This is a genomic window from Micromonospora sp. NBC_01412 (genome assembly GCF_045040215.1).
Classification (GTDB): domain Bacteria; phylum Actinomycetota; class Actinomycetes; order Mycobacteriales; family Micromonosporaceae; genus Micromonospora; species Micromonospora rubida.
In genome coordinates, this window is sequence record NZ_CP109528.1 from 4,855,048 (window position 1) to 4,876,576 (window position 21,529).

Here is a 21,529-nt window from a genome sequence, read left to right on the forward strand (position 1 = left end):
GACTCTTCTGCCCAGGAGGGCAGTAGTACCCAGCCGGGTCGTGCCCGGCATCTCCCCGTCCCGACGATCCCGGGAGCCCTGAGCGACCCGTGCTGATCGTCGTAGGACTCGTCCTCATCATCGTTCTCACCGCCGCCACGGGTTACTTCGTGGCCCAGGAGTTCGGTTACGTCGCCGTGGACCGGGGGCGGCTCAAACAGCTCGCCACCAACGGCGACCAGGCCGCCGCCCGGGCCCTTGAGGTGACCGGCCGGCTCTCCTTCATGCTCTCCGGCGCGCAGCTCGGCATCACGGTGACCGCCCTGCTGGTCGGTTACGCCGCCGAGCCCTACCTGGGCGCGGGGCTTGCCGAGCTGCTCGACGTGGCCGGGGTGCCCACCACCGTCGCCCTGCCGCTGTCCCTCGCGCTGGCCCTGCTCATCGCGACCGTCGTGCAGATGGTCCTCGGCGAGCTGGCCCCGAAGAACCTGGCCATCGCCCGTGCCGAGCAACTGGCCCTGGCGTTGAGCCGGTCCACCCTGATGTACCTGAAGGTCGCCGGGCCGGTGATCACGCTCTTCGACAAGGCCGCCGTCCGGCTGCTGCGCCGGGTCGGCATCGAGCCGATCGAGGAGCTGCCCAGCGGCGCCACCCCGAAGGACCTGGAACAGATCATCGCCGAGTCCCGGGAAGAGGGGCACCTGAACGCCGAGATGTCCGACCTGCTCGACCGGGGGCTCGACTTCCGGACGCTGACCGCCGGGGAGGCCATGGTGCCCCGGGTCGACGTGCACACCGTCCGGGCGCACGAGCCGCTGAGCCGGGTGGTGGAGCTGCTCGACACCGGGCACTCCCGGTTCCCCGTCCGCGGCACCGAGGGCGTCGACGACCTGGTCGGCGTCGTCGGCATCGCCGACGTACTGGCCGTGCCCCCGGCCGAGCGCGCGACCACCCCGGTCAGCGCGGTGGTCGGGCCCCCGCTGCTGGTGCCGGAGACGCTGCCCCTGCCGACGGTGCTGGACCGGCTCCGGGTCGGGCACCGGCAGCTCGCCTGCGTGGTCGACGAGTACGGCGGCTTCGCCGGCGTGATCACGCTGGAGGACATCGCCGAGGAGCTGGTCGGCCCGATCCGGGACGAGGACGATCCGCCGGATCGCGCCCCCGCCCGGCAGGACGACGGCTCCTGGGTGGTGCCGGCCCGCTGGCGGATCGACGAGGTCGCCGACAGCACCGGCATCGCCCTGCCCGAGGCCCCCGAGTACGACACCCTCTCCGGGCTCGTCATGCGCGAGCTGGGCCGGGTGCCCGAGGTGGGCGACCGGCTGGAGATCGCCCTGGTGGCCGACGGCGACGCCCAGACCGAGCGGCGCGCCCTGGTCGAGGTTCTCGCGGTGGACCGGCACGTCGCCGACTCGGTGCGGCTCCGGCTCACCGAGGCCACCGCCGGCGCGGCGGGCGGCCGGCGCGGCAAGGGGGAGGCGGCATGAGCCCGGTAGTGGCGCTCCTCGTCTCCGTGGTGCTGCTGGCGCTGAACGCGTTCTTCGTGGCCGCCGAGTTCGCGCTGGTGGCCAGCAAGCGGTACCGGCTGGAACAGGCCGTCGCCGGTGGTGGCGGCCGGGGGGCCCGTGCGGCCCTGGACGGCGTACGCGAGCTGTCCCTGATGCTGGCCGGCGCACAGCTCGGCATCACGCTGTGCACGCTGGGCCTGGGCGCGCTGGCCGAGCCGGCGATCGAGGGCCTGCTCAGCCCGCTGCTGCACGCCGTGGGCCTGCCTGCGGCGGCCAGTCACATCGTCGCCCTGGTGTTCGCCCTGACCCTGGTCACCTTCCTGCACCTGGTGGTCGGCGAGATGGCCCCGAAGTCCTGGGCGATCACCGACGCGGAGCGCTCGGCAACCCTGCTGGCGCTGCCGTTCCGGGCCTTCGCCCGGGTGGCCCGGCCGGTGCTGTCGCTGCTCAACGCCCTGGCCAACGCGATCCTGCGGCTGGTCCGGGTGAACCCGCAGGACCAGCTCGCCCAGGTGCACGGCCCGGCCGAGCTGCGCATCCTGCTGGAACAGTCCCGCGAGCACGGGCTGCTCGGCGCCGAGCAGCACCAGTTGCTCACCAGCATGCTGGAGCTCCAGGGCACCACGGTCGCCCAGGTGATGGAGCCGTTCGACCAGATCGTCACGGTTCGCCGGGACGATCCGGCGGAGCAGATCGAGCAGGTCTCCCGGGACAGCGGCCGGTCCCGGCTGGCGGTGCTGGACTCCGGCGGCGAGGTGTGCGGCCTGGTGCACGTCCGGGAGGCCGTGCGGGCCACCACCGCCGGCCGGGCGGCCACCGCCGGCGAGCTGATGAGCGCCGCGTTCACGCTGCCGGGGACGGCGTCGGTGACGGAGGCGGTGGCCGCGATGCAGGGCCAACAGGCCCAGCTCGCCCTGGTCCGCAACGGCGGCGGCCCGACCCGCCCGATCGGTTTCGTGGCGCTGGAGGACCTGCTGGAGGAGGTCATCGGCGAGTTCGACGACGAGACCGACCCGGTGCCCAGGGGCCGCCGGCTGCGTTGAGGGCCGGCCGGGGCCGCCGGCTGCGTTGAGGAGCGCCCGGGGCCGCCGGCTGCGCTGAGGTCCGACCGGGGGCCGGTCCGGCGACCAGCCGGGCCGGCCCCCGGCGTCCGCGCCGCTCCGGCAGGACTGTCCGGCCACCGACCGGGAAAGCCGTGCCACCACCGAGGGGGTACGGGGGGAGCGGCGTGCGGCTGACCGGGGTGTCGCCGGAGTCCGGGCGGACCGGGCTCGCGGTGCACACCACGCTGGCGAACCCGAGCACCCGCCCCGGGCTGCGGCTGCCCGGGCGGGTGACGCTGCACGCCGGCCGCGACGACGTCCCCGTCCGGCGGCTCCGGCTCGGCCTGGTCACCCAGGTCGAGCCGGACGACCCGGGTGCCCCCCGCCGGCTCGTGCAGTTCCACCAGGTGTCGATCGCCGGGGCGTTCGTGGTGCCGGCCGGGCGGCGGCGGGCGGTGGACTTCGCGCTGCCGCTGCCCTGGGAGACCCCGGTCACGATCTTCGGCGGGGTGCCGCTGATGAGCCTGCGGATGGGCCTGCGCACCGAGGCGTCGGTCGACGTCGACCTGGAGCAGGGCGCGATGGTCCCGATCTTCGTGCACCCCCTGCCGACCCAGCAGCACATCCTCGCCGCCCTGGACACGCTCGGGTTCAGCCTGCGCCAGGCCGGCCTGGCCGCCGACCGGCTGCCCGGGGTGGAGCAGGCGCTGCCGCTGCACCAGCGGCTCGGCTGGTGGGTCGCGCCGCTCTACGCCGGCCCGATCACCGAGCTGGAGGTGATCTTCGTGGCCAACTCCGCCGGCCTGGAGGTGATCCTCTGGGCCGACCGTCGACTCTCCCTGGCCGGGGTCACCCACCAGAGCATCAGCCGGTTCCGGGTCTGGCATGCCGGCGCGGACCGGGCCGACTGGGTCGCCGTGGTGGACGGCTGGCTGCGCCACGCGATCAACCGGCACGCCGCGGCGGCGGCGCACGGCCACTGGTCGGCCCGGATCAGCGAGTCGGCGCACGTGAGCCGCCGGCCGGACCAGCCGGTCCGGCCGGGCTACGGCCTGGGCGGCACCGCCGGCGGCGCGGGCATCGGCGGGGGTGGGGGCGGCGGCGACGGCACCTGAGCCGGAGCGCCGCCCCGGGTGGTGTCGCCGCCGCCCGCCGCAGGGGCTTGTCTTCCTACACCGAGGCGGTGGCGAGCTTGATGCTGAAGCCGAGGAAGAGCGCGGCCACCCCGGTGGTCGCCCCGGCGGCCAGCCGGCGGCGTTGACGGAACTGGGCGGCCAGGTACGTCCCCGCGAAGATCAGCATCGTCAGGTACAGCACGCTGGCAGCCTGGGCGATCAGCCCGAGCAGCAGGAACGACAGCGCCGGCCAGGCGTACCCGGGGTCGACGAACTGGATGAAGAACGAGATGAAGAACAGGATCGCCTTCGGGTTGAGCAGGCTGATCACCAGCGCCCGCCGGAACGGGCTGCGCAGCTCCGCCGGCTCGGCGGCGTCGATCAGGCGCGGCGCGGCCGGGTCGTTGCGGTCCCGCCAGCGCCGCACCGCGCCGCGCAGCATCGCCAGCCCGACCCAGCCCAGGTACGCCGCGCCGACGTACTTCACCACCAGGAACAGCGGCGGGTACGCCTGGAGCAGCGACGCCACCCCGGCGGCGGAGAGGACCATCAGCACCGAGTCGCCGACGAACACCCCGGCGGCGGCCCGGTAGCCGGTCCGTACCCCGCGTTTGGCGGCGGTGGAGAGCACGAAGAGTGAGTTCGGGCCGGGGAGCAGGACGATCGCCACGGTCCCCAGCAGGTACGTCCAGATGTCGGTGATGCCCAGCACGCCCGACATCATCGCGCCGGGGCCGGCGCGGGGGGAAGCCGTTCCCGCAGCATGGCCTGTGCGTTCGGCCACTCGTCGGCGATCAGCGAGTACTGGACGGTGTCCCGCCAGGAGCCGTCGGGCCGGATGCGGTGCCGGCGCAGCACCCCCTCCCGGGTGGCGCCCAGCCGCTCGATGGCCCGCTGCGAGCGTTCGTTGCGCAGGTCGGTGTGCCACACCACCCGCTCCGCGCCCAACTCCTCGAAGGCGCGGGCGAGCAGCAGCAGCTTCGCCTCGGTGTTGATCCCGGTCCGCCACCAGGGCTGGCCCAGGTACGTGTACCCGATCGCCACCGCCCGCAGCGCCGGGTCGACCTCGTAGAACGAGGTGGTGCCGACCACCGCCCCGGTGACCGCGCACCGCTGGACCCAGGGCACCCGCTCGCCCTGGTGGTGGGCCGCGAGCGCCACCCGGATCAGCTCGGCCGTCCCGGTGGGGTCGGCCGGCTGCGGGCTGCCCAGGTTCCGCCACACCTCCGGATCGGCGGTGGCGGCGTGCAGCTCGTCGGCGTGCGCGAGGTCGAGCGGTTCGAGCACGACGTGCGCGCCCCGCAGCACCACCGGCTCCAGCCACGGTGACCGCTCAGCCCGCAGGTACGCCGGCAACGGCGCGGTCACCCCGGCGTCCGGCTCGGCCGGCCCGGCGGTCAGCGCCAGCGGCACCACCCCGGCCCAGTGCGGCAGGTGCAGGTCGGCCTCGTCGTCGCGTACCCCGCCGGCGCGGGACCGGACGGACACCTCGCGCAGCGGCAGCGCCAGCACGGCCGTCTCGGCCATCTCCCGGCGGCTCGGCGGGCGGGCGTCCCCGCTGCGCCCGGGGGCGGCCTTCTCCACCAGGGCGGTCATCGCGGCGGCCTTCTCCCCGGCGTCGGTGACCAGGTGCGCGGTGCCGTGCGCGACCACGGACCGGTAGTTGGCGCTGTGGTGGAACTGCGAGCGGGCGTAGACCAGCCCGTCGAGCAGGGTCACCGCGACACAGATCGGCAGGCCGTCGCCCCGGGCGGCGAGCAGCGGCCGGCTGCCGGTGGAGCCGTGCAGGTAGAGGGTGTCGCCGACCCGGACGTGCAGGGTGGGCAGCAGCCGGGGCCCGCCGTCCACGGTGAACCCGAGCACGCAGTGGTACGCCTCGTCGAGCACCGCGTGCGCGGCGTCCCGGTCGTAGCTCATCCGGTCGGGGGTGCGGGTGGCGGTGGTCCGGGGCGTGGGTGGGTACATGCGGCAGCCCGCCTTTGTTCTAGTACAATAGAAAAATTGTGTCAGCACATTATCAGGTGAGCGGCGGGACGGCCGCCGAGATCTCGGCCAGCGTGGAATCGGGCATCAGGTCGGGCGAGCTGTCGGCCGGGGCCGCGCTGCCGCCGGTGCGAGCCCTCGCCGCCGAGCTGGCGGTCAGCCCGGCCACGGTCGCCCGCGCGTACCAGGAGCTGTCCCGGCGCGGCCTGCTCGCCACCGCCGGCCGGCACGGCACCCGGGTACGCCCCCGGCCGCCGGTGGCCACCCGCCGGGCGTTGCGTCCGAGCCCCGCCCTCGGCGCCCGCGACCTGTCCCGCGGCGAGCCCGACACCCGGCTGCTCCCACCGCTCGGCCCGCACCTGGCCGCCCTCGCCGCCGAGTTCGCCGCCCCCGTCGGGTACGCCTCGGTCGGCGTCCTGCCCGAGCTGGCCGACGCGGCCCGGGAACGGCTCGCCGCCGACGGGGTGCCCGCCGACGAGGTCACCGTGACCGGGGGTGCGCTCGACGGCATCGAACGGCTGCTCGCCGCCCACCTGCGCCCCGGCGACGCGGTAGCCGTGGAGGACCCGGGCTGGGCCAACCTGCTGGACCTGGTCGCCGCGCTCGGGCTGCGCCCCATCGGGGTCCCCGTGGACGACGACGGGCCGGTCGAGGCCGGGGTGCGGGCCGCCCTGGCCGCCGGGGCCCGGGCCCTGGTGGTGACCAGCCGGGCGCAGAACCCGACCGGGGCGGCCGTCTCCGCCGACCGGGCCGCCGCGCTGCGCGCCCTGCTCACCGGCCGCGACGACCTGCTGCTGATCGAGGACGACCACGCCGCCGAGCTGGCCCGGGTGCCGCTGCACCCGCTCGCCGGGGGCACCCCGACCTGGGCCTTCGTCCGGTCGGTCAGCAAGCCGTACGGCCCCGACCTGCGGCTCGCGGTGCTGGCCGGCGACGAGGCCACCGTGGCCCGGGTCGCCGGCCGGGCCCAGGTCGGCGCCGGCTGGGTATCCACCGTGCTGCAACGCCTCGTGCTGGCGCTCTGGCGCGACCCGGCCACCGCCGCGCTGGTGGACCGGGCCGGCGAGAGCTACGAACGCCGCCGGGGCGACCTGCTCGCCGCCCTGGCCGCCCACGGCCTGACCGGCCACGGCCGCACCGGCCTCAACGTCTGGCTCCCCGTGCCGGACGAGACCAGCGCCATCACCGCGCTGCGCGACGCCGGCTGGGCAGTGGCCCCCGGTGCGTTGTTCCGGATCGCCGCCGAGCCCGGTCTGCGGATCACGGTCGGCCCGCTCACCACCGCCGACATCCCGATGCTGGCCGCCGCCCTGACCACCGCCACCCACCCCACCCACCCCCCCACCTTCACCGCCTAACCCCCACCCCCAACCCCCCACCCCGTCCCCACGCCCACGCCCACCCCCACCCCCACCCACCCCACCCCACCCGCCCCGCCCGCCCCGCCAGCCCGGTTGATCAAGAGGTTTGCGTCACGTCAGGCCGGATCCATGACGCAAACCTCTTGATCAACCGCGAGAGGGGTGGGGGTGGGCGTGGGCGTGGGGACGGGGTGGGGGTTGGGGTTGGGGACACGCCGGGGTGGGGTGTTCGCTTGGGTGGGTGGGGGCGGGTAGGAAGATCGTCATGTCCGAGACCGAGGCCGCGCCCGGGGCCCAGCAGTTCATCCCGCCGCAGGCCGACACCATCGACGAACTGCGCGCCGCCGCGGGCGGCTGCCGGGGCTGTGAGCTGTACCGGGACGCCACCCAGACCGTCTTCGGTCGCGGCGGCGAGGACGCCCGGGTGGTGCTGGTCGGCGAACAGCCCGGCGACATGGAGGACCAGAGAGGGCTACCGTTCGTCGGGCCGGCCGGCCGGCTGCTGCGCCGGGCGGTCGACGACGCCGGGCTCGACCCGAGCCAGCTCTACCTGACGAACGCCGTCAAGCACTTCCGTTTCGAGCTGCGCGGCAGGCGGCGTATCCACCAGACCCCGGACCGGGTGCACGTCACCGCGTGCCGGCCCTGGCTGGTGGCCGAGTTCGCCCGGCTGCGCCCGGAGGTCGTGGTGGTGCTCGGCGCGACCGCCGCGAAGGCGCTGCTCGGCCCCGCGTTCCGGGTCACCCGGCAGCGGGGCACGTTGATGCCGTGGCCAGCCTCGGCCCAGCGCCCGGAGGACTTCGCCCGGGTGCCGGTCGACTCCGCCGGGAAGGTGGCCGACGCCCCGGCGGCCCGGATGCTGGCCACCATCCACCCGTCGGCCGTGCTGCGCGCCGACGACCAGGACACCGCGTACGCCGGCCTGGTCGCCGACCTCACCATCGCCGCCGACGCCCTCTCCGCCTGACCAACCCACCCACCCAGGCGGTTCTTCGGGTCGATCGTGGACAGTTGTCGTTCTCGGGGACCGGTAGCTGTCCAAGATCCGGCGACTGTCCATCCGGGATTGTCGACGGGCTGGGTATCGGGACGGCCATGACACGCGAGCGCGTCCGGGGCGTTCCCGTTGATCCGGCTCGGCGCGCCCGGTCCGCGCCGGCGGCGTGCCTGCGGGTGGTGCGCCGGGGCGCGCTGGTCGGCACGGCCGGCGGCGCTCGCCCCGGTCGTGGGCCCCGCCACCGCCACCACCAGCGCCCTGCCACCGCCACCACCAGCGCCCTGCCACCGCCACCACCAGCGCCCTGCCACCGCCACCACCAGCGGCTCGTCGCCGACGCCGAGGAGCTGCGGGGGCCTGGTTCGGGCTGGTGCTGGCCGCTGTCCTCGTTGTCGGCGGGCTGGGCCTGGCCCGGGCCCGCCGGCTGACGCGGCAGCTGGTGCCGCTGGGCGTGAGCGGTGTCGTCCGCCGAGACCCGGTCGGGGGAGCGGGGGCGAAGCCGTAGGTGGTGGAGCGGCGGAGGCTCCCGTACGTCACCAAGCCGACCGCCGCCGCCCGGCGTGAGCGGTGGCCGCCCAGCTTCTGCCCCGGCGACCTGGTGACGGCGACCTGGTGACGGCGACTTGGTGACGGCGATCGGACGTTCGGCCTGTGGCAGACCCGGGTGCCGGCGTGGGCAGGGCTGCGCAAGGATGGGGCAGCCCACCGCCCCTTACCCGGCAGCCCACCGCCCCTTCCCGAGGAGCCTCGATGGCCACCGACCTCACCGCGCCGGCCCCGAGCCGGATCGACGTCGCCCCGATCCAGCGCCGGACGGTGCGGCTGCTCTTCGTGACCCAGATCATCGGGGGCGTCGGCGTCACCATCGGTGTCACGGTCGGGGCGCTGCTCGCCGCCCGGATCGCCGGCACGGCGGTCGCCGGACTGGCGCAGAGCGCCGGGGTGGTGGGCGGCGCGCTGCTCGCCGTCCCGGTCACCCGAATCATGATGGGATACGGCCGCCGGCCCGGCCTGGTCACCGCGTACCTGGTCGGGGCGGCCGGGGGCGTGTTGGTGGTGCTCGCCGCGGTGACCCGCCAGGTGCCCCTGCTCTTCCTCGGCATGCTGCTGTTCGGCGGCGGTACGGCCGCCAACCTCCAGGCCCGCTACACGGCCGTCGACCTCGCAGAGCCAGCCCGTCGGGGCCGCCAACTCTCCGTGGTCGTCTGGGCCACCACGGTCGGGGCGGTGGCCGCGCCGAACTTCGCCGCGCTCGCCGACCGGACCACCCGCGGCTGGGGGCTGCCGCCGCTGGCCGGCCCGTTCGCGTTCAGCGCCGTGGCGTTCACGCTCGCCGCCGGCGTACTGCTGGCGCTGTTGCGGCCCGACCCGCTGCTCACCGCGCGCCGGCTCGCAGCGGCCGAGGCCCCCGAGGCTGCGGGAGGGCCGGCGGCGACCGGCGGGCGCGGGGCGGGCATGCGGGTGGCCTGGCGGGTGGTCCGCGCGCGGCCGGCGGCCAGGCTGGGCATCGCCGCCGTCGCGGTCGGCCACCTGGTGATGGTCGCGGTGATGTCGATGACCCCGGTACGCCTCGGCGAGTACCACTCCGACGCCGCCGTGCTCGGGGTGGTCGGGGTCGTGCTCAGCCTGCACATCGCCGGGATGTACGCCCTCTCCCCGGTGGTCGGCTGGCTCACCGACCGGCTCGGCCGACGCCCGGTGATCCTCGGCGGCCTGGCGGTGCTGCTGGCCGCCTGCGCGGTGGCGGGCGTCTCCGGGCACCACACGCCGGGGCTCTCGGTCGGTCTGGTCCTGCTGGGGCTGGGCTGGTCCGGGACGATGGTGGCCGGCTCCACCCTGCTGTCGGAGTCGGTGCCGGCCGCCGTGCGGCCCAGCGTGCAGGGGCTCTCCGACCTGACGATGGGCCTGGCCGGGGCCGCCGCCGGCGCGCTGAGCGGGTTCGTCATGCAGGTGGCCGGGTATCCGACGCTCACCCTGCTGGCGGCGATCGCGACGGTGCCCCTGCTGGCGCTAGCGTTGCGTCCGGCGTCCGTACCGGCGCCGGACGAGGAGGACCGACAGTGCGGCTGACCGACTTCTGGACGCGGCTGGAGGAGGTGTTCGGGTCGGGCTACGCGGCCAGCATCGCCTCGGACCAGGTGCTGTCCCAGCTCGACGGGCGGACCATCGAGCAGGCGCTGAGATCGGGTGAGCAGACCCACGTGGTGTGGCGGGCGGTGGTCGCCGCGTACCCCGACCGGGTGCCTGCGCGTCTACGCTGAGCAGCCATTTCTTCCGGTCCGCGTGTCGCCTGCCGAGTCGTACACCTGTTCGGCTATTGTCCACAGCGGGGGGCTCGTCCACAGGTCACGGCCGGTCGGCTGGTGTTCTGTCGGACCCAGCGCCTAGCGTGTCCGCGTGACGAGAAGCTCAGCAGCAAAGACGCCGGCGAAGGCAGGGATGGCAACGATGGCGACAGGTCCTGACCGGGAGAAGGCGCTCGACCTTGCTCTCGCCCAGATCGACAAGCAGTTCGGCAAGGGCTCGGTGATGCGGCTGGGGGATCGGCCGGTCGTCCAGACCTCGGTCATTCCGACCGGGTCCATCGCCCTCGACGTGGCACTCGGCGTGGGCGGTCTGCCGCGCGGCCGGGTCGTCGAGATCTACGGCCCGGAATCCAGTGGTAAGACGACGGTGGCCCTGCACGCGGTGGCCAACGCCCAGCGGCTCGGCGGCATCGCGGCCTTCATCGACGCCGAGCACGCGCTCGACCCGGATTACGCGAAGGCCCTCGGGGTCGACACCGACGCGATGCTGGTGTCCCAGCCGGACACCGGCGAGCAGGCGCTGGAGATCGCGGACATGCTGATCCGCTCCGGCGCGATCGACGTCATCGTGATCGACTCGGTGGCGGCCCTGGTGCCGCGCGCCGAGATCGAGGGTGAGATGGGCGACAGCCACGTGGGCCTCCAGGCCCGGCTGATGAGCCAGGCGCTGCGGAAGATCACCGGTGTGCTCAGCAACACCGGCACCACGGCGATCTTCATCAACCAGCTCCGCGAGAAGATCGGGGTCATGTTCGGTTCGCCCGAGACCACCACCGGCGGCCGGGCGCTGAAGTTCTACGCCTCGGTCCGGCTCGACGTGCGTCGCATCGAGAGCCTCAAGGACGGCACCGACGTGGTCGGTAACCGCACCCGGGTCAAGGTCGTGAAGAACAAGGTCGCCGCGCCGTTCAAGCAGGCCGAGTTCGACATCATGTACGGCAAGGGCATCTCCCGCGAGGGCTCGCTGATCGACGTCGGCGTGGAGCAGGCGATCATCCGCAAGTCCGGCGCCTGGTACACGTACGACGGCGACCAGCTCGGCCAGGGCAAGGAGAAGGCCCGGGAGTTCCTCAAGGAAAACCCGGACGTGGCGGCCGAGATCGAGAAGAAGATCCTGGAAAAGCTCGGCGTCGGGGTCGGCGTGGGCGATGCCGCCGGCGGCCCGGAGCTGCCGCCGGTCGACTTCTGACCGGTAGCTGACCAGTGGCAGGACGACGCGCTCGCACGGGGCGTGGCTGGGATGCCAGCCCGCCCCGGTCGGGCGACGCCGACACTCCGCCCCGTCCCCGGCGTGGCCGCCCCGATCCGGCGACCGACCCGGAGGCCGGCGGGCAGTCCCCGCCCCGGGACGAGGCCGAGGTGGCGCGGGAGATCTGCCTGCGCCAGCTCGCCCTGCGCCCGCGCACCCGGGCGGAGCTGGCCGCCGCGCTCGCCAAGCGGGGAATCCCCGAGGAGGTCTCCGCCGGAGTGCTCGACCGGTACGACGAGGTCGGCATCATCGACGACGCGGCCTTCGCCCGGGCCTGGGTGTCCAGCCGGCACACCGGCCGGGGGCTGGCCCGTCGGGCGCTCGCCAACGAGCTGCGCCGGCGCGGCGTGGACGGCGAGGTGGCCAGCGAGGCGCTCGGCGAGCTCGACGAGGAGACCGAGGCCGAGACGGCCCGGGTGCTGGTCGAGCGGAAGCTGCGCACCGCCCGGGGGGAGCCCGACGCGGTGTTCCGTCGGCTGGTCGGCATGCTCGCCCGCAAGGGCTACCCGCCCGGCGTGGCGATCCGGGCGGTGAAGGACGCGCTCGCCGCGCAGAGCGCCGAGGCGGCGGAGTTCGCCGACCGGATCGACGCCGACGCGCTCGCCGACGCGGAGGGCGACATCGACCGGGACAGCCGTAGCCTCGACTGACCGGCGCGGCCGGCCGTGCGGGATGTTCGGCGGAGAAGGCGGGTGCCCCCGTGGGGTGGGGTCCGTCAAGAGGTGATCGGCGGGGAGGCGGCATCGATGTTGAAGGCGTGTCTCAACGGCGGCCGGAGCCGGGCCGAACACCCCGCCGTGCCGGTCACCCCGGCCGAGTTGGCCGCCGACGCGGCCCGCTGTGCCGCCCTCGGGGTCACGGCGGTACACGTCCACCCACGCGACGCCGACGGCGCGGAGTCGCTCGACCCGGCGGCGGTGGACGCGGCGGTCGCCGCGCTGCGCGCCGCCTGCCCCGGGCTGCCGGTCGGCGTGAGCACCGGCGCGTGGATCGAGCCGGACCCGGCCGCCCGGGTGGCCGCCGTGCGGGCCTGGCGGGTGCCGCCCGACTTCGCGTCGGTCAACGCGCACGAGATCGGCGCGGAGCAGGTGGCGGCGGCGCTGGTCGAGCGGGGCGTGGCCGTCGAGGCCGGCGTCTGGACCCTGGACGCCGTCCGGGCGTACCGGGGCTGGCGGGTGCCGGTCCTGCGGGTCCTCGTCGAGTGCATGGCCCCCGATCCGGCGGACGCGCTGGTCGACGCTGCCGGCATCCTCGCCGCACTGCCGTCCGGCGGCCCGCCGGTGCTGCTGCACGCCGAGGGCCCGGCGGTGTGGTCGGTGCTCGCCGAGGCAGTCGGTCGCGGGCTCGACACCAGGATCGGGCTGGAGGACACCCTCGTGCTGCCGGGCGGCGCGCCGGCCGCCGACAACGCCGCGCTGGTCGCCGTGGCTCTCGCGGGTGGAGCCGACTGAGCCGAGCAGCGCCGATGCCCCGACGGCGGACGCGCCACGCCTCCTTTGTCCGGCGGTGTCCGGCGTCGGATCGGCGTTCGGTGACCCTCCAACTTCGCTCCGTTCGGGGGGTTTGATCATGAGTCCTTGACCAGACGGCCCCCGGAGACCTAGCCTCGCCATACAGGCTCACATTGCCCGACCAGCGCAGGCTGTGCGCACAACATAGATCGCGTAACAGAACGGCATCACTTTGGCCGGCTCGCCGGCCTGCGGTGCCAGCTCCGGACCGGCCGGTCCGGAGCTGGTGCGACAACTGCACCCGGCTGCCGACGGTGCCCGCGGGCACCGCCGGTGGTGAGAGCTACCCATGGCCAGCCGCTCAGGTCGGGCGTCTCAGAGCCGCAGCGCGCGTGCCCATGGCACGAGCACTGCGGCGCCGACGTTCAGGGGAGGCGGCCATGGCGGGGTGGCACAGGTACACCGGTGGTCCCGGCGGGACGGTCGTCGGTCGCGGCGCACCGACGGGCGACGGGATCGGCTGCGGTGACGCGCACCGTGGCCTCCGACCCGGCGGCGCCCGAGCCGGAGGCCCTGGCTCCTGCCCGGAAGACTCCCGGGTGGCACGCCGCAGTTCCGCCACCGCCACCGCCACCGCCACCGCCACCGGCGGCGGCCGGACCCGCTCGCTTGTCCCGGCCGGCCCGCTCGTTCCGACCCGCTGCCTCGTTTCGGTCCGCCGGCTCGTTTCGGCTCGCGTCGCCGTGGCGGTGCGGCCGTGACCGCCTTCGACGTCGTCATCCTCGCCGTGGTCCTGGTGCTGGCCGTTGTGGTCGTCGGCGCGGTGCTGGTGGGGCTGCGCACGATGCGCCGGATCAGCACCGCCCCCCGCCCCGAGGACCCGGCCTTCATGGCCGAGAAGGACCGCCAGGAACAGTCCCTGGCCGCGCTGCGGACCGCCGCCGACGAGGCGAACAGCACCATCGACGTCGCCAAGTCCGCCGCCGCTGCGGCGCGCACCGAGGCCGCCGCCGCGAAGGCCGAGGCGAAGGCGGCCCGTTCGGAGGCCGGCCGGGTGCTCGACGGCGCCCGCGCCGAGGCGGACACCGTTCTGGAGCGGGCCCACAAGCAGGCCGAGGCGGACGCCGAGCAACTGCGCACGGCGGCCCGGCGCAGCGGCGAACGCGAGGTGGCGGTGCTCGCCGCGACCACCCGGGAACAGGCCGCCGAGGTGGAGCGGCGGGCCGCCCGGATGGACGAGCGGGAGCGGTTGCACACCGAGGAGGTGGAGCGGTTCGCCGGCCGGGAGCGGCAGCTCACCGCCGCCAGCGCCGCCCTGGCCGTCCGGGAGTCCGGGCTGGTCGAGCGGGAACGGGCCCTTACCGAGGCGGAGGAGCAGGGCCGGCGGGAGCTGGAGCGCGTCGCCGGGCTGACCGCCGACGCCGCCCGCACGGAGCTGATCGAGGCGATCGAGACGCAGGCCAAGCGGGAGGCCGCGCTGCTGGTCCGGGACATCGAGTCGGACGCCCGCAGCACCGCCGAGCAGCGCGCCCGGCACATCGTGGTGGACGCCATCCAGCGGGTGGCCAGCGAGCAGACCGCAGAGAGCGTGGTCAGCGTCCTGCACCTGCCCGGGGACGAGATGAAGGGGCGGATCATCGGCCGGGAGGGGCGCAACATCCGCGCCTTCGAGTCGGTCACCGGGGTCAACCTGATCATCGACGACACCCCCGAGGCGGTGCTGCTCTCCTGCTTCGACCCGGTGCGGCGCGAGGTCGGCCGGGTCACCCTGGAGAAGCTGGTGCTCGACGGCCGGATCCACCCGCACCGGATCGAGGAGGTCTATGACCTGGCCCGGCAGGAGGTGGAGCAGCTCTGCCGCCGGGCCGCCGAGGACGCCCTCGTCGAGGTCGGCATCACCGAGATCCACGACGAGATGGTCACCCTGCTCGGCCGGCTGCGCTACCGCACCTCGTACGGCCAGAACGTGCTGAAGCACCTCGTCGAGACCGCGCACATCGCCGGGATCATGGCCGCCGAGCTGCGGCTGGACGTGCCGACGATCAAGCGGTCGGCGTTCCTGCACGACATCGGCAAAGCTCTCACCCACGAGGTGGAGGGCAGCCACGCCATCATCGGCGCCGACCTCGCCCGCAAGTACGGCGAGAGCGAGGACGTCGTCCACGCCATCGAGGCGCACCACAACGAGGTGCCGCCGCAGACCATCGAGGCCGTCCTCACCCAGGCGTCCGACGCCTGCTCCGGCGGCCGGCCGGGGGCGCGGCGGGAGAGCCTGGAGGCGTACGTCAAGCGGCTGGAGCGGATCGAGGAGATCGCGGCCGGGAAGATCGGCGTCGAGAAGGTCTTCGCCATGCAGGCGGGCCGGGAGGTCCGGGTGATGGTCAAGCCCGACGACGTCGACGACATCGGCGCGGCGGTCCTGGCCCGGGATGTGGCCAAGCAGATCGAGGAGGAACTGACCTATCCGGGTCAGATCCGGGTGACCGTGGTGCGCGAGTCCCGGGTCACCGAGATCGCCCGCTGAGAGCGGAACGGCGAGGGACTCCTGCCCTCAGGCTTCGCTGCCCCGTCCGCTGATCCGTGCGGCGGCCTCGGCGGGGTGGAGTTACTCGGGGCACCCCTGTGCAGTCAGGGGGTGCCCCGAGCGCGCCTGGGCCGACCAGCCTCCGGGGCAACGAGGGCGACGCGAGTCCTGCCGCGTCGCCCTCGTGCTGCTGAAGATGTCCCTCAGCCCTGCGGCTCGACCACGGCTGGTCCGCCCATCTGGTTCGAGCTCGGGGCTGCCCGCTTCGGCGCCCGGGACGCCCGTCGCCGGGTCCGCCCGTCCAGCCAGTTCGCCAGCAGGGTGAGCAGCGTATTGATCACGATGTAGATCGCGGCGACAACCATCGCGGCGGCGACCACGTTGCCGTAGTTGGCGGAGAGGTCGTTCACGCCGCGTTGCAGCAGCTCGGGGAAGGCCACGATGTAGCCGAGCGCGGTGTCCTTCAGCAGCACCACGAGCTGGCTGACGATCACCGGCAGCATCGCCCGGGCCGCCTGGGGAATCAGGATCAGGCGCATCACCTGGGCCTTGCGCATACCCACCGCGTACGCCGCCTCGGCCTGGCCCCCTGGGATCGACCGGATGCCGGCGCGGAACGCCTCGGCGAGGACCGATCCGTTGTACAACGTCAGACCGATGACCACGGACCAGAACGCCGAGACCGGGCCCTGGATGAGGAACGGTACGCCGTAGAAGATGAAGAAGATCATCAGAAGCAGCGGCACGGCGCGGAAGAACTCCACGACCGCACCCGAGGGCACCCGGATCCACCGGTGGTCGGAGAGCCGGCCCACGGCGAAGACGATGCCGAAGGCGAGGGACAGGACCATTCCGGTGCTGGCCGCGAGCAGGGTCTGCTGGAGGCCCGGGACGATGAACTCGGTCCAGGTCGACGCCTCGGTGAACGGCTTCCAGAGGTGGGCTTCCCACTGGCCGGCCTCGTCGAACTTGCGGTAGATCCACCAGAGCAGCGCGACCAGACCGACGCCGAAGACCACGCTGAGGACCGCGTTGCGGGCGCGGGCCCGCGGCCCCGGGTGGTCGTAGAGGACGTTGCTGGCGCTCATCAGCGCTTCACCGCCAGTCGGTTGGCCAGCCAGCCGAAGAAGTAGCCGGTGGGAATCAGGAGCGCGGCGAACGTGCCGGCGAAGACCGCGAAGATCGCGATGACCGCGTCACCGTTGCTGTTGATCAGGTCCTTCATCACGCTGGAGGACTCCATCAGCCCGATCGTGCCGACGATCGTGGCGTTCTTGCAGAGCGCGATGAGGACGCTGCCCAGCGGGGCCACGACGGCCCGGCCGGCCTGGGGCAGCACCACGATCCGCAGGGTTTGGAAGAAGCTGAGCCCGATCGCTCGGGCGGCCTCCGCCTGTCCGTTCGGCACCGTGTTGATGCCGGAACGAACGGCTTCACAGACGAACGACGCGGTGTAGACGGAGAGGCCGACGACACCGAGCCAGTAGTTGTTCAGGTCCAGGTCCTCGGCCAGGCTGAGCCCCAGGGTGGAGAAGAGGCCGAAGTAGCAGAAGAAGATGATCAGGGTCAGCGGGGTGTTGCGGAAGATGTTGACCCAGGCCGTGCCGAGGCCGCGCAGCACCGGTACGGGGGAGACCCGGAACGCGGCGAGCAGCACGCCGAGCAGCAACGCGAGGACCGCTGCCGCACCGGTCAGCTTGAGGATCCAGAGAAAGCCCGACACATACGCGTCGAAGTTGGCCTGGTCAGCGAATACGTGCATGCGTCGACTCCCGGGGCACGTTGTCGGCGTCGTGACAGACCGGGGCCGACACCGTCACCGGTGCCGGCCCCGGAACCAGTCAGACGCTGCCGCAGTTGGTCAGCTTGGTGGTGTCCAGCTCGGGCGCGGCCTTGCCGCTCTTGCCCAGCGTGGCGTCCCAGGCGGTCTTGTAGGTGCCGTCCGAGGCGGCGGCCTTGAGGATCTCGTTGACCTTCTCGCAGCCTTCCTTGTCGTCCTTCTTCAGGCCGATGCCGTAGGGCTCGGAGGAGAAGGGCTTACCCACCACCTTGAACTTGCCGGCGTACTGGGTCTGCGCGGCGTAGCCGGCGAGGATGATGTCGTCGGTGGTGACGGCGTCGACCTTGCCGTTCTCCAGCAGCGGCAGGCACTTCGAGTACGAGTCGAACTGCTGCAGCTTGGCCTTCGGGTGCTCCTGCTGGATCCGCTTGGCCGGGGTGGACCCGGTCACCGAGCAGACCGTCTTGCCGTCCAGCGCCTCCGGACCAGCGAGGGTCGAGTCCGCCTTGACCAGCAGGTCCTGGCCGGCGATGAAGTACGGCCCGGCGAAGTTGATCTTCTGCTTGCGCTCGTCGTTGATCGTGTACGTCGCGATGACCAGGTCCACGGTGCCCTGCTGGATGAAGGGCTCGCGGTTGGCGGAGACCGTGGTCTTCCACTCGATGTTGGCGGCCTCGACGCCCAGGCCCTTGGCGACGATCTTGGCGATCTCGACGTCGAAGCCCTCGTAGGTGCTGCCGGTCTGCAGGCCCAGCCCCGGCTGGTCGGCCTTGACGCCGATGACCAGCTTCTTCTGGCTCTGCGCCTTGCCGACAAGGCCCTTGCTGCCCGAGCCGCTGTCGCCGCCGTCGTCGCCTCCGCAGGCGGTCATTCCCAGTGCAAGGGCGGCCGCCGCAGCTACTGCCGCCACGCGCTTGATACGCATACTCATCTCCTTCTCGACGGAGCCCGCCCGGGGGCGGAGTGCTCCGGTACGGTCGCCTAGTGCGTGAGGATCTTGGAGAGGAAGTCCCTGGCCCGCTCGCTGCGCGGGTTGCCGAAGAACTCCGTCGGGGAAGCGTCCTCGACCAGCTTGCCGTCGGCCATGAAGATGACCCGTTTGGCCGCGTGTCGGGCGAAGCCCATCTCGTGGGTGACCACGACCATGGTCATGCCCTCGCTGGCCAGCGAGGTCATCACGTCCAGCACCTCGCCCACCATCTCCGGGTCCAGCGCGCTGGTCGGCTCGTCGAAGAGCATCGCCTTGGGCTGCATGGCCAGCGCGCGGGCGATCGCCACCCGCTGCTGCTGGCCGCCGGAGAGCTGGGCGGGGAACTTGTCGGCCTGGTTGGCGATGCCCACCCGGTCCAGCAGGGCCAGCCCGCGCTCGCGCGCGCTCGCAGCCTTCTCCTTGCGGACCTTGACAGGCCCCAGGGTGACGTTCTCCAGGATGGTCTTGTGCGCGAAGAGGTTGAACGACTGGAACACCATGCCGACCTCGCTGCGCAGCTTCGCCAGTGCCTTCCCCTCGGCCGGCAACGGCTGGCCGTCGAAGGTGATGCTGCCGGAGCTGATCGGCTCCAGCCGGTTGATCGTGCGGCAGAGGGTCGACTTCCCGGAGCCGGACGGGCCGATCACCACGACCACCTCGCCCTTGCCGACGGAGAGCGAGACGTCGTCCAGCACGTGCAGCGGCCCGAACCACTTGTTGACCGAGTCCAGCACGATGAGCGGTTCGCCCGTCGTCACGTCGTCCACCGTCCCTGTCGTCGTGTACGCCAGGGAGTCGGATGACCCCCGGTTTGGCAACTTTAGGCGGGCTGTCATGGCGGAACGCAACTCATCTGGTCACGGTGCGGTAACACCGGTAACGATCCGCTCCAGGAGTCCGAATTCCGGGGCCGGCCGGCCGGTGGGGTGGCGAGGTCCATCCCCTTCCGAGACCATGGGGGGATGACCGAACCGGTGCGCCTGACCGAATACGCCCGCGGTGGCGGATGCGCATGCAAGATCCCGCCCGGCGAGCTGGAGGCGCTGGTCGCCGGCCTCGGCCCCGCCAGCGGCACGGCCGAGCTGCTGGTCGGCCTCGACCACGGCGACGACGCCGCGGTGGTCCGCCTCGACGAGCGCACCGGCCTGGTCAGCACCGCCGACTTCTTCACCCCGGTCGTCGACGACGCGTACGACTGGGGGCGGATCGCCGCCGCGAACGCGCTCTCCGACGTGTACGCCATGGGCGGCACCCCCCTCGTCGGGCTCAACCTGCTCTGCTGGCCCCGCGAGAAGCTTCCGCTGGAGCTGGCCCGGGAGGTGCTGCGTGGAGGCCAGGACGTGGCCCGCGAGGCCGGCTGCCACCTGTCCGGCGGGCACAGCGTCGACGACGACGGCCCGAAGTACGGCCTCGCGGTCACCGGCGTCGTCCGGCCGGAGGAGCTGATCACACTGGACGCCGGGCGGGCCGGGCTGCCGTTGTCGCTGACCAAGCCGCTCGGCGTGGGGGTGCTCAACACCCGGCACAAGGCCACCGGGGAGTGGTTCGCCGAGGTGGTCGCCTCGATGGCGGCGCTGAACCGGGACGCGGCCCGCGCGGCGGTCGCCGCCGGGGTCCGCTGCGGCACCGACGTGACCGGCTTCGGGCTGCTCGGGCACGCCTCGAAGCTGGCCCGGGCCAGCCGGCTGACGGTGGCGATCGACGCGGCCCGGGTGCCGTACCTTCCGGGCGCGCGGGAGGCCGTCCGCGACGGGTACGTCAGCGGTGGCACCCGCCGCAACCTGGACTGGGTCACCCCGTGGACCGACTTCGGCGCGGCGGGCGAGGCGGAGCGGCTCCTGCTGGCCGACGCCCAGACCTCGGGCGGGCTGCTGGTCGCCGGCGAGCTGCCGGGGGCCACGGTGATCGGCGAGCTGCTGCCGCGCGGCGAGCACCTCGTCGTGCTGCGCTGAGCCGGGTCGTGGCGCCGAGCGGACCCGACCCGACCCGGCCCATGGCCTTGAGTCGAGCCGAGTCGTGGCCTTGCGCCGAGCCGAGGCCTTGAGTCGACCCGCCGACCGGGCGGGTGTCAGGGCACCGGATGGACCACCATACCCGATAAACTGTCATCTTTCCGTCACTCACCGCAACGCCGGGTCAGGAAATTTTGCCCGGAATGGTCACAGACCGGTAACTTGCGCCCGGCTGAGGTCAAATGCCCCCCACCATCGTCATTAAGGCCCGATCCGGAGGCCGGTGGGACGAACGCAGCGAGGAGGCGGCATGACCGAGCTGTGGAACTGGAGAATCGACGGGGTACCCCCGGTGGAGGTCTACCCGGCGCTGGCCGAGGCCCTGGGGCGGGTGGTGATGCCGCTCGCGGTGGCTGACCCCGCACGGCTGCCCACGCACGCGGTGATCTGCGACGTCTGGCAGGCGCCGGGGGAGTTCGGCACGATCGTGGACTGTTACGGGGTGCCCGAGAGCCTGCCCGAGCTGCCCGGCATCGCCGCGCTGGCCCGGCTGCTCGGCCGCAACTGCCTGCTGCGCGACGACACCCTCGACGCCGGCCGGCACCTGCTGGTCGCGCCCGACGGCACGATCCGTCCGGTGCACTTCGACGTCGCCGAGACCGACGACGGCGAGGTGCTGGGCAACCAGCGTCTCTGCACGCTGGCCCACCCCGGCTGCCGGGGCTGGTCCCGGTGCCACCGCTCCAGGTGGGCCCCGGACTCGATCGTCCCGGCCCTGGCCGCAGCCTGACCCGGCTGGCCCTCCCAGTGCGGCTGGTGACCCCACACGACCACCCCACCCCACCCCACCCCTGCGGGCACTTTCACGGAATGCGTGGCGTCGGCGCGCGCCATGACCACACATTCCGTGAAAGTGCGCGCACCGGAACGCCGGGACCGCGCAGGGGGAGAGGAGGGTGGGGCGGGTTGCCGGGTCCCGCGTGTGCCGGGAGACGACGCTGTGTCGCCACTCCGGCCCGGCCCGGCCCGGCCCGGCCCGGCTCGGGTCCGGGCGTACGGCTCAGGTCCGGGCGGCCGGCTGCTGGCCCCCGCCGCGGACCACCAGCTGGTCCAGCAGGGTCGCGGTGGCTTCGGCGACGGCGGCCACCGCCGCGTCGAACGCCGCCGCGTTGTGCGCGGCCGGCGCCCGGAATCCGGAGATCTTCCGGACATACTGCAACGCCGCCGCCTCGACGTCGGCCCGGGTCACCTCCGGCACGTACGGCTCACGCAAGGTCTTGATGCTTCGGCACACGGCTCCTCCTCATTCGA

At 73.5% G+C, this 21,529-nt stretch carries 21 protein-coding genes; 14 read left to right on the plus strand and 7 right to left on the minus strand.

What is annotated here, in order from left to right; genetic code table 11:
• Positions 1–89: 89 nt before the first annotated feature.
• The 3 genes from OG617_RS22180 (at position 90) to OG617_RS22190 (ending at position 3,645) form a co-directional block, all read left to right on the plus strand.
• Positions 90–1,466, plus strand: coding sequence for a hemolysin family protein (locus tag OG617_RS22180; protein WP_405094936.1), 1,377 nt, complete (start codon positions 90–92; stop codon positions 1,464–1,466).
• The gene (locus OG617_RS22185) at positions 1,463–2,530 is read left to right on the plus strand and encodes a hemolysin family protein (protein WP_405094937.1); all 1,068 of its coding nucleotides are present in this window, start codon (positions 1,463–1,465) and stop codon (positions 2,528–2,530) included. Before OG617_RS22180 ends, OG617_RS22185 begins: the two co-directional genes overlap by 4 nt.
• Before the next feature lie 185 nt (positions 2,531–2,715).
• Positions 2,716–3,645, plus strand: coding sequence for a sporulation protein (locus OG617_RS22190; protein WP_405094938.1), 930 nt, complete (start codon positions 2,716–2,718; stop codon positions 3,643–3,645).
• A gap of 55 nt (positions 3,646–3,700) precedes the next feature.
• Here OG617_RS22190 and leuE read toward each other — a convergent pair whose 3' ends face one another.
• Both leuE and OG617_RS22200 read right to left on the minus strand, forming a co-directional pair.
• A complete protein-coding gene (gene leuE, locus OG617_RS22195; RefSeq protein ID WP_396675588.1) occupies positions 3,701–4,369 on the minus strand; it encodes a leucine efflux protein LeuE in 669 nt (222 codons plus the stop codon).
• Complete coding sequence (locus OG617_RS22200) at positions 4,366–5,610, minus strand: bifunctional pyridoxamine 5'-phosphate oxidase family protein/GNAT family N-acetyltransferase (protein WP_405094939.1); 1,245 nt, start codon at positions 5,608–5,610, stop codon at positions 4,366–4,368. Before OG617_RS22200 ends, leuE begins: the two co-directional genes overlap by 4 nt.
• Before the next feature lie 38 nt (positions 5,611–5,648).
• On the opposite strand from OG617_RS22200, the gene OG617_RS22205 reads away from it, so the two are divergent.
• The 9 genes from OG617_RS22205 to rny all read left to right on the plus strand — a co-directional run bounded on the left by OG617_RS22205 (position 5,649) and on the right by rny (position 15,516).
• Positions 5,649–6,986 (plus strand): aminotransferase class I/II-fold pyridoxal phosphate-dependent enzyme, encoded by a 1,338-nt coding sequence (locus tag OG617_RS22205; protein ID WP_405094940.1) that lies wholly within the window; start codon positions 5,649–5,651, stop codon positions 6,984–6,986.
• 268 nt (positions 6,987–7,254) lie between these two features.
• Positions 7,255–7,956 carry a UdgX family uracil-DNA binding protein gene (locus OG617_RS22210; RefSeq protein ID WP_405094941.1) on the plus strand — a complete coding sequence of 234 codons (702 nt, stop codon included), beginning with the start codon at positions 7,255–7,257 and terminating at the stop codon, positions 7,954–7,956.
• Between the two features lie 128 nt (positions 7,957–8,084).
• Positions 8,085–8,414, plus strand: a complete 330-nt coding sequence (locus OG617_RS22215) for a hypothetical protein (RefSeq protein WP_405094942.1) — start codon at positions 8,085–8,087, stop codon at positions 8,412–8,414.
• Positions 8,415–8,736: 322 nt separating this feature from the next.
• Positions 8,737–10,056, plus strand: a complete 1,320-nt coding sequence (locus OG617_RS22220) for an MFS transporter (protein WP_405094943.1) — start codon at positions 8,737–8,739, stop codon at positions 10,054–10,056.
• A complete protein-coding gene (locus OG617_RS22225) occupies positions 10,047–10,247 on the plus strand; it encodes a DUF3046 domain-containing protein (protein ID WP_405094944.1) in 201 nt (66 codons plus the stop codon). The genes OG617_RS22220 and OG617_RS22225 overlap by 10 nt, the downstream gene beginning before the upstream one ends.
• Positions 10,248–10,434: 187 nt before the next feature.
• A complete protein-coding gene (gene recA / locus OG617_RS22230; protein WP_405094945.1) occupies positions 10,435–11,481 on the plus strand; it encodes a recombinase RecA in 1,047 nt (348 codons plus the stop codon).
• Between the two features lie 14 nt (positions 11,482–11,495).
• On the plus strand, positions 11,496–12,191 hold the full coding sequence (locus OG617_RS22235) for a regulatory protein RecX (RefSeq protein ID WP_405094946.1): 696 nt from the start codon (positions 11,496–11,498) through the stop codon (positions 12,189–12,191).
• A gap of 96 nt (positions 12,192–12,287) precedes the next feature.
• Complete coding sequence (locus OG617_RS22240) at positions 12,288–12,992, plus strand: 3-keto-5-aminohexanoate cleavage protein (RefSeq protein ID WP_405094947.1); 705 nt, start codon at positions 12,288–12,290, stop codon at positions 12,990–12,992.
• A gap of 757 nt (positions 12,993–13,749) precedes the next feature.
• Complete coding sequence (rny, locus tag OG617_RS22245) at positions 13,750–15,516, plus strand: ribonuclease Y (protein ID WP_405094948.1); 1,767 nt, start codon at positions 13,750–13,752, stop codon at positions 15,514–15,516.
• A 203-nt stretch (positions 15,517–15,719) separates the two neighbouring features.
• Here the strand turns inward: rny and OG617_RS22250 are convergent, their stop codons facing one another.
• The 4 genes from OG617_RS22250 to OG617_RS22265 all read right to left on the minus strand — a co-directional run bounded on the left by OG617_RS22250 (position 15,720) and on the right by OG617_RS22265 (position 19,033).
• A complete protein-coding gene (locus OG617_RS22250) occupies positions 15,720–16,604 on the minus strand; it encodes an amino acid ABC transporter permease (protein WP_405094949.1) in 885 nt (294 codons plus the stop codon).
• Entirely contained in the window at positions 16,604–17,278 is a 675-nt protein-coding gene (locus tag OG617_RS22255; RefSeq protein ID WP_405094950.1) for an amino acid ABC transporter permease, read from the minus strand. Before OG617_RS22255 ends, OG617_RS22250 begins: the two co-directional genes overlap by 1 nt.
• Positions 17,279–17,357: 79 nt before the next feature.
• Positions 17,358–18,221: a glutamate ABC transporter substrate-binding protein gene (locus OG617_RS22260; RefSeq protein WP_405094951.1), complete on the minus strand. Its 864-nt coding sequence runs from the start codon at positions 18,219–18,221 to the stop codon at positions 17,358–17,360.
• 56 nt (positions 18,222–18,277) lie between these two features.
• Positions 18,278–19,033, minus strand: coding sequence for an amino acid ABC transporter ATP-binding protein (locus tag OG617_RS22265; protein WP_405094952.1), 756 nt, complete (start codon positions 19,031–19,033; stop codon positions 18,278–18,280).
• A 195-nt stretch (positions 19,034–19,228) separates the two neighbouring features.
• Between OG617_RS22265 and selD the strand changes: the two genes are divergently transcribed.
• A complete protein-coding gene (gene selD / locus OG617_RS22270) occupies positions 19,229–20,218 on the plus strand; it encodes a selenide, water dikinase SelD (RefSeq protein ID WP_405094953.1) in 990 nt (329 codons plus the stop codon).
• A 310-nt stretch (positions 20,219–20,528) separates the two neighbouring features.
• Positions 20,529–21,008: a hypothetical protein gene (locus OG617_RS22275; protein WP_405094954.1), complete on the plus strand. Its 480-nt coding sequence runs from the start codon at positions 20,529–20,531 to the stop codon at positions 21,006–21,008.
• Between the two features lie 270 nt (positions 21,009–21,278).
• Here the strand turns inward: OG617_RS22275 and OG617_RS22280 are convergent, their stop codons facing one another.
• A complete protein-coding gene (locus tag OG617_RS22280; protein ID WP_405094955.1) occupies positions 21,279–21,512 on the minus strand; it encodes a DUF2277 family protein in 234 nt (77 codons plus the stop codon).
• Positions 21,513–21,529 lie beyond the last annotated feature (17 nt).

Bases quoted from the DNA above. Each gene is read 5' to 3' on its own strand.
- OG617_RS22200 (WP_405094939.1), bottom strand. From the start codon at position 5,610: ATGTACCCACCCACGCCCCGGACCACCGCCACCCGCACCCCCGACCGG.
- OG617_RS22250 (WP_405094949.1), bottom strand. From the start codon at position 16,604: ATGAGCGCCAGCAACGTCCTCTACGACCACCCGGGGCCGCGGGCCCGC.
- OG617_RS22240 (WP_405094947.1), top strand. From the start codon at position 12,288: ATGTTGAAGGCGTGTCTCAACGGCGGCCGGAGCCGGGCCGAACACCCC.
- recA (WP_405094945.1), top strand. From the start codon at position 10,435: ATGGCGACAGGTCCTGACCGGGAGAAGGCGCTCGACCTTGCTCTCGCC.
- leuE (WP_396675588.1), bottom strand. From the start codon at position 4,369: ATGATGTCGGGCGTGCTGGGCATCACCGACATCTGGACGTACCTGCTG.
- OG617_RS22255 (WP_405094950.1), bottom strand. From the start codon at position 17,278: ATGCACGTATTCGCTGACCAGGCCAACTTCGACGCGTATGTGTCGGGC.
- OG617_RS22275 (WP_405094954.1), top strand. From the start codon at position 20,529: ATGACCGAGCTGTGGAACTGGAGAATCGACGGGGTACCCCCGGTGGAG.
- OG617_RS22210 (WP_405094941.1), top strand. From the start codon at position 7,255: ATGTCCGAGACCGAGGCCGCGCCCGGGGCCCAGCAGTTCATCCCGCCG.
- OG617_RS22185 (WP_405094937.1), top strand. From the start codon at position 1,463: ATGAGCCCGGTAGTGGCGCTCCTCGTCTCCGTGGTGCTGCTGGCGCTG.
- OG617_RS22260 (WP_405094951.1), bottom strand. From the start codon at position 18,221: ATGCGTATCAAGCGCGTGGCGGCAGTAGCTGCGGCGGCCGCCCTTGCA.
- OG617_RS22220 (WP_405094943.1), top strand. From the start codon at position 8,737: ATGGCCACCGACCTCACCGCGCCGGCCCCGAGCCGGATCGACGTCGCC.
- OG617_RS22215 (WP_405094942.1), top strand. From the start codon at position 8,085: ATGACACGCGAGCGCGTCCGGGGCGTTCCCGTTGATCCGGCTCGGCGC.
- selD (WP_405094953.1), top strand. From the start codon at position 19,229: ATGACCGAACCGGTGCGCCTGACCGAATACGCCCGCGGTGGCGGATGC.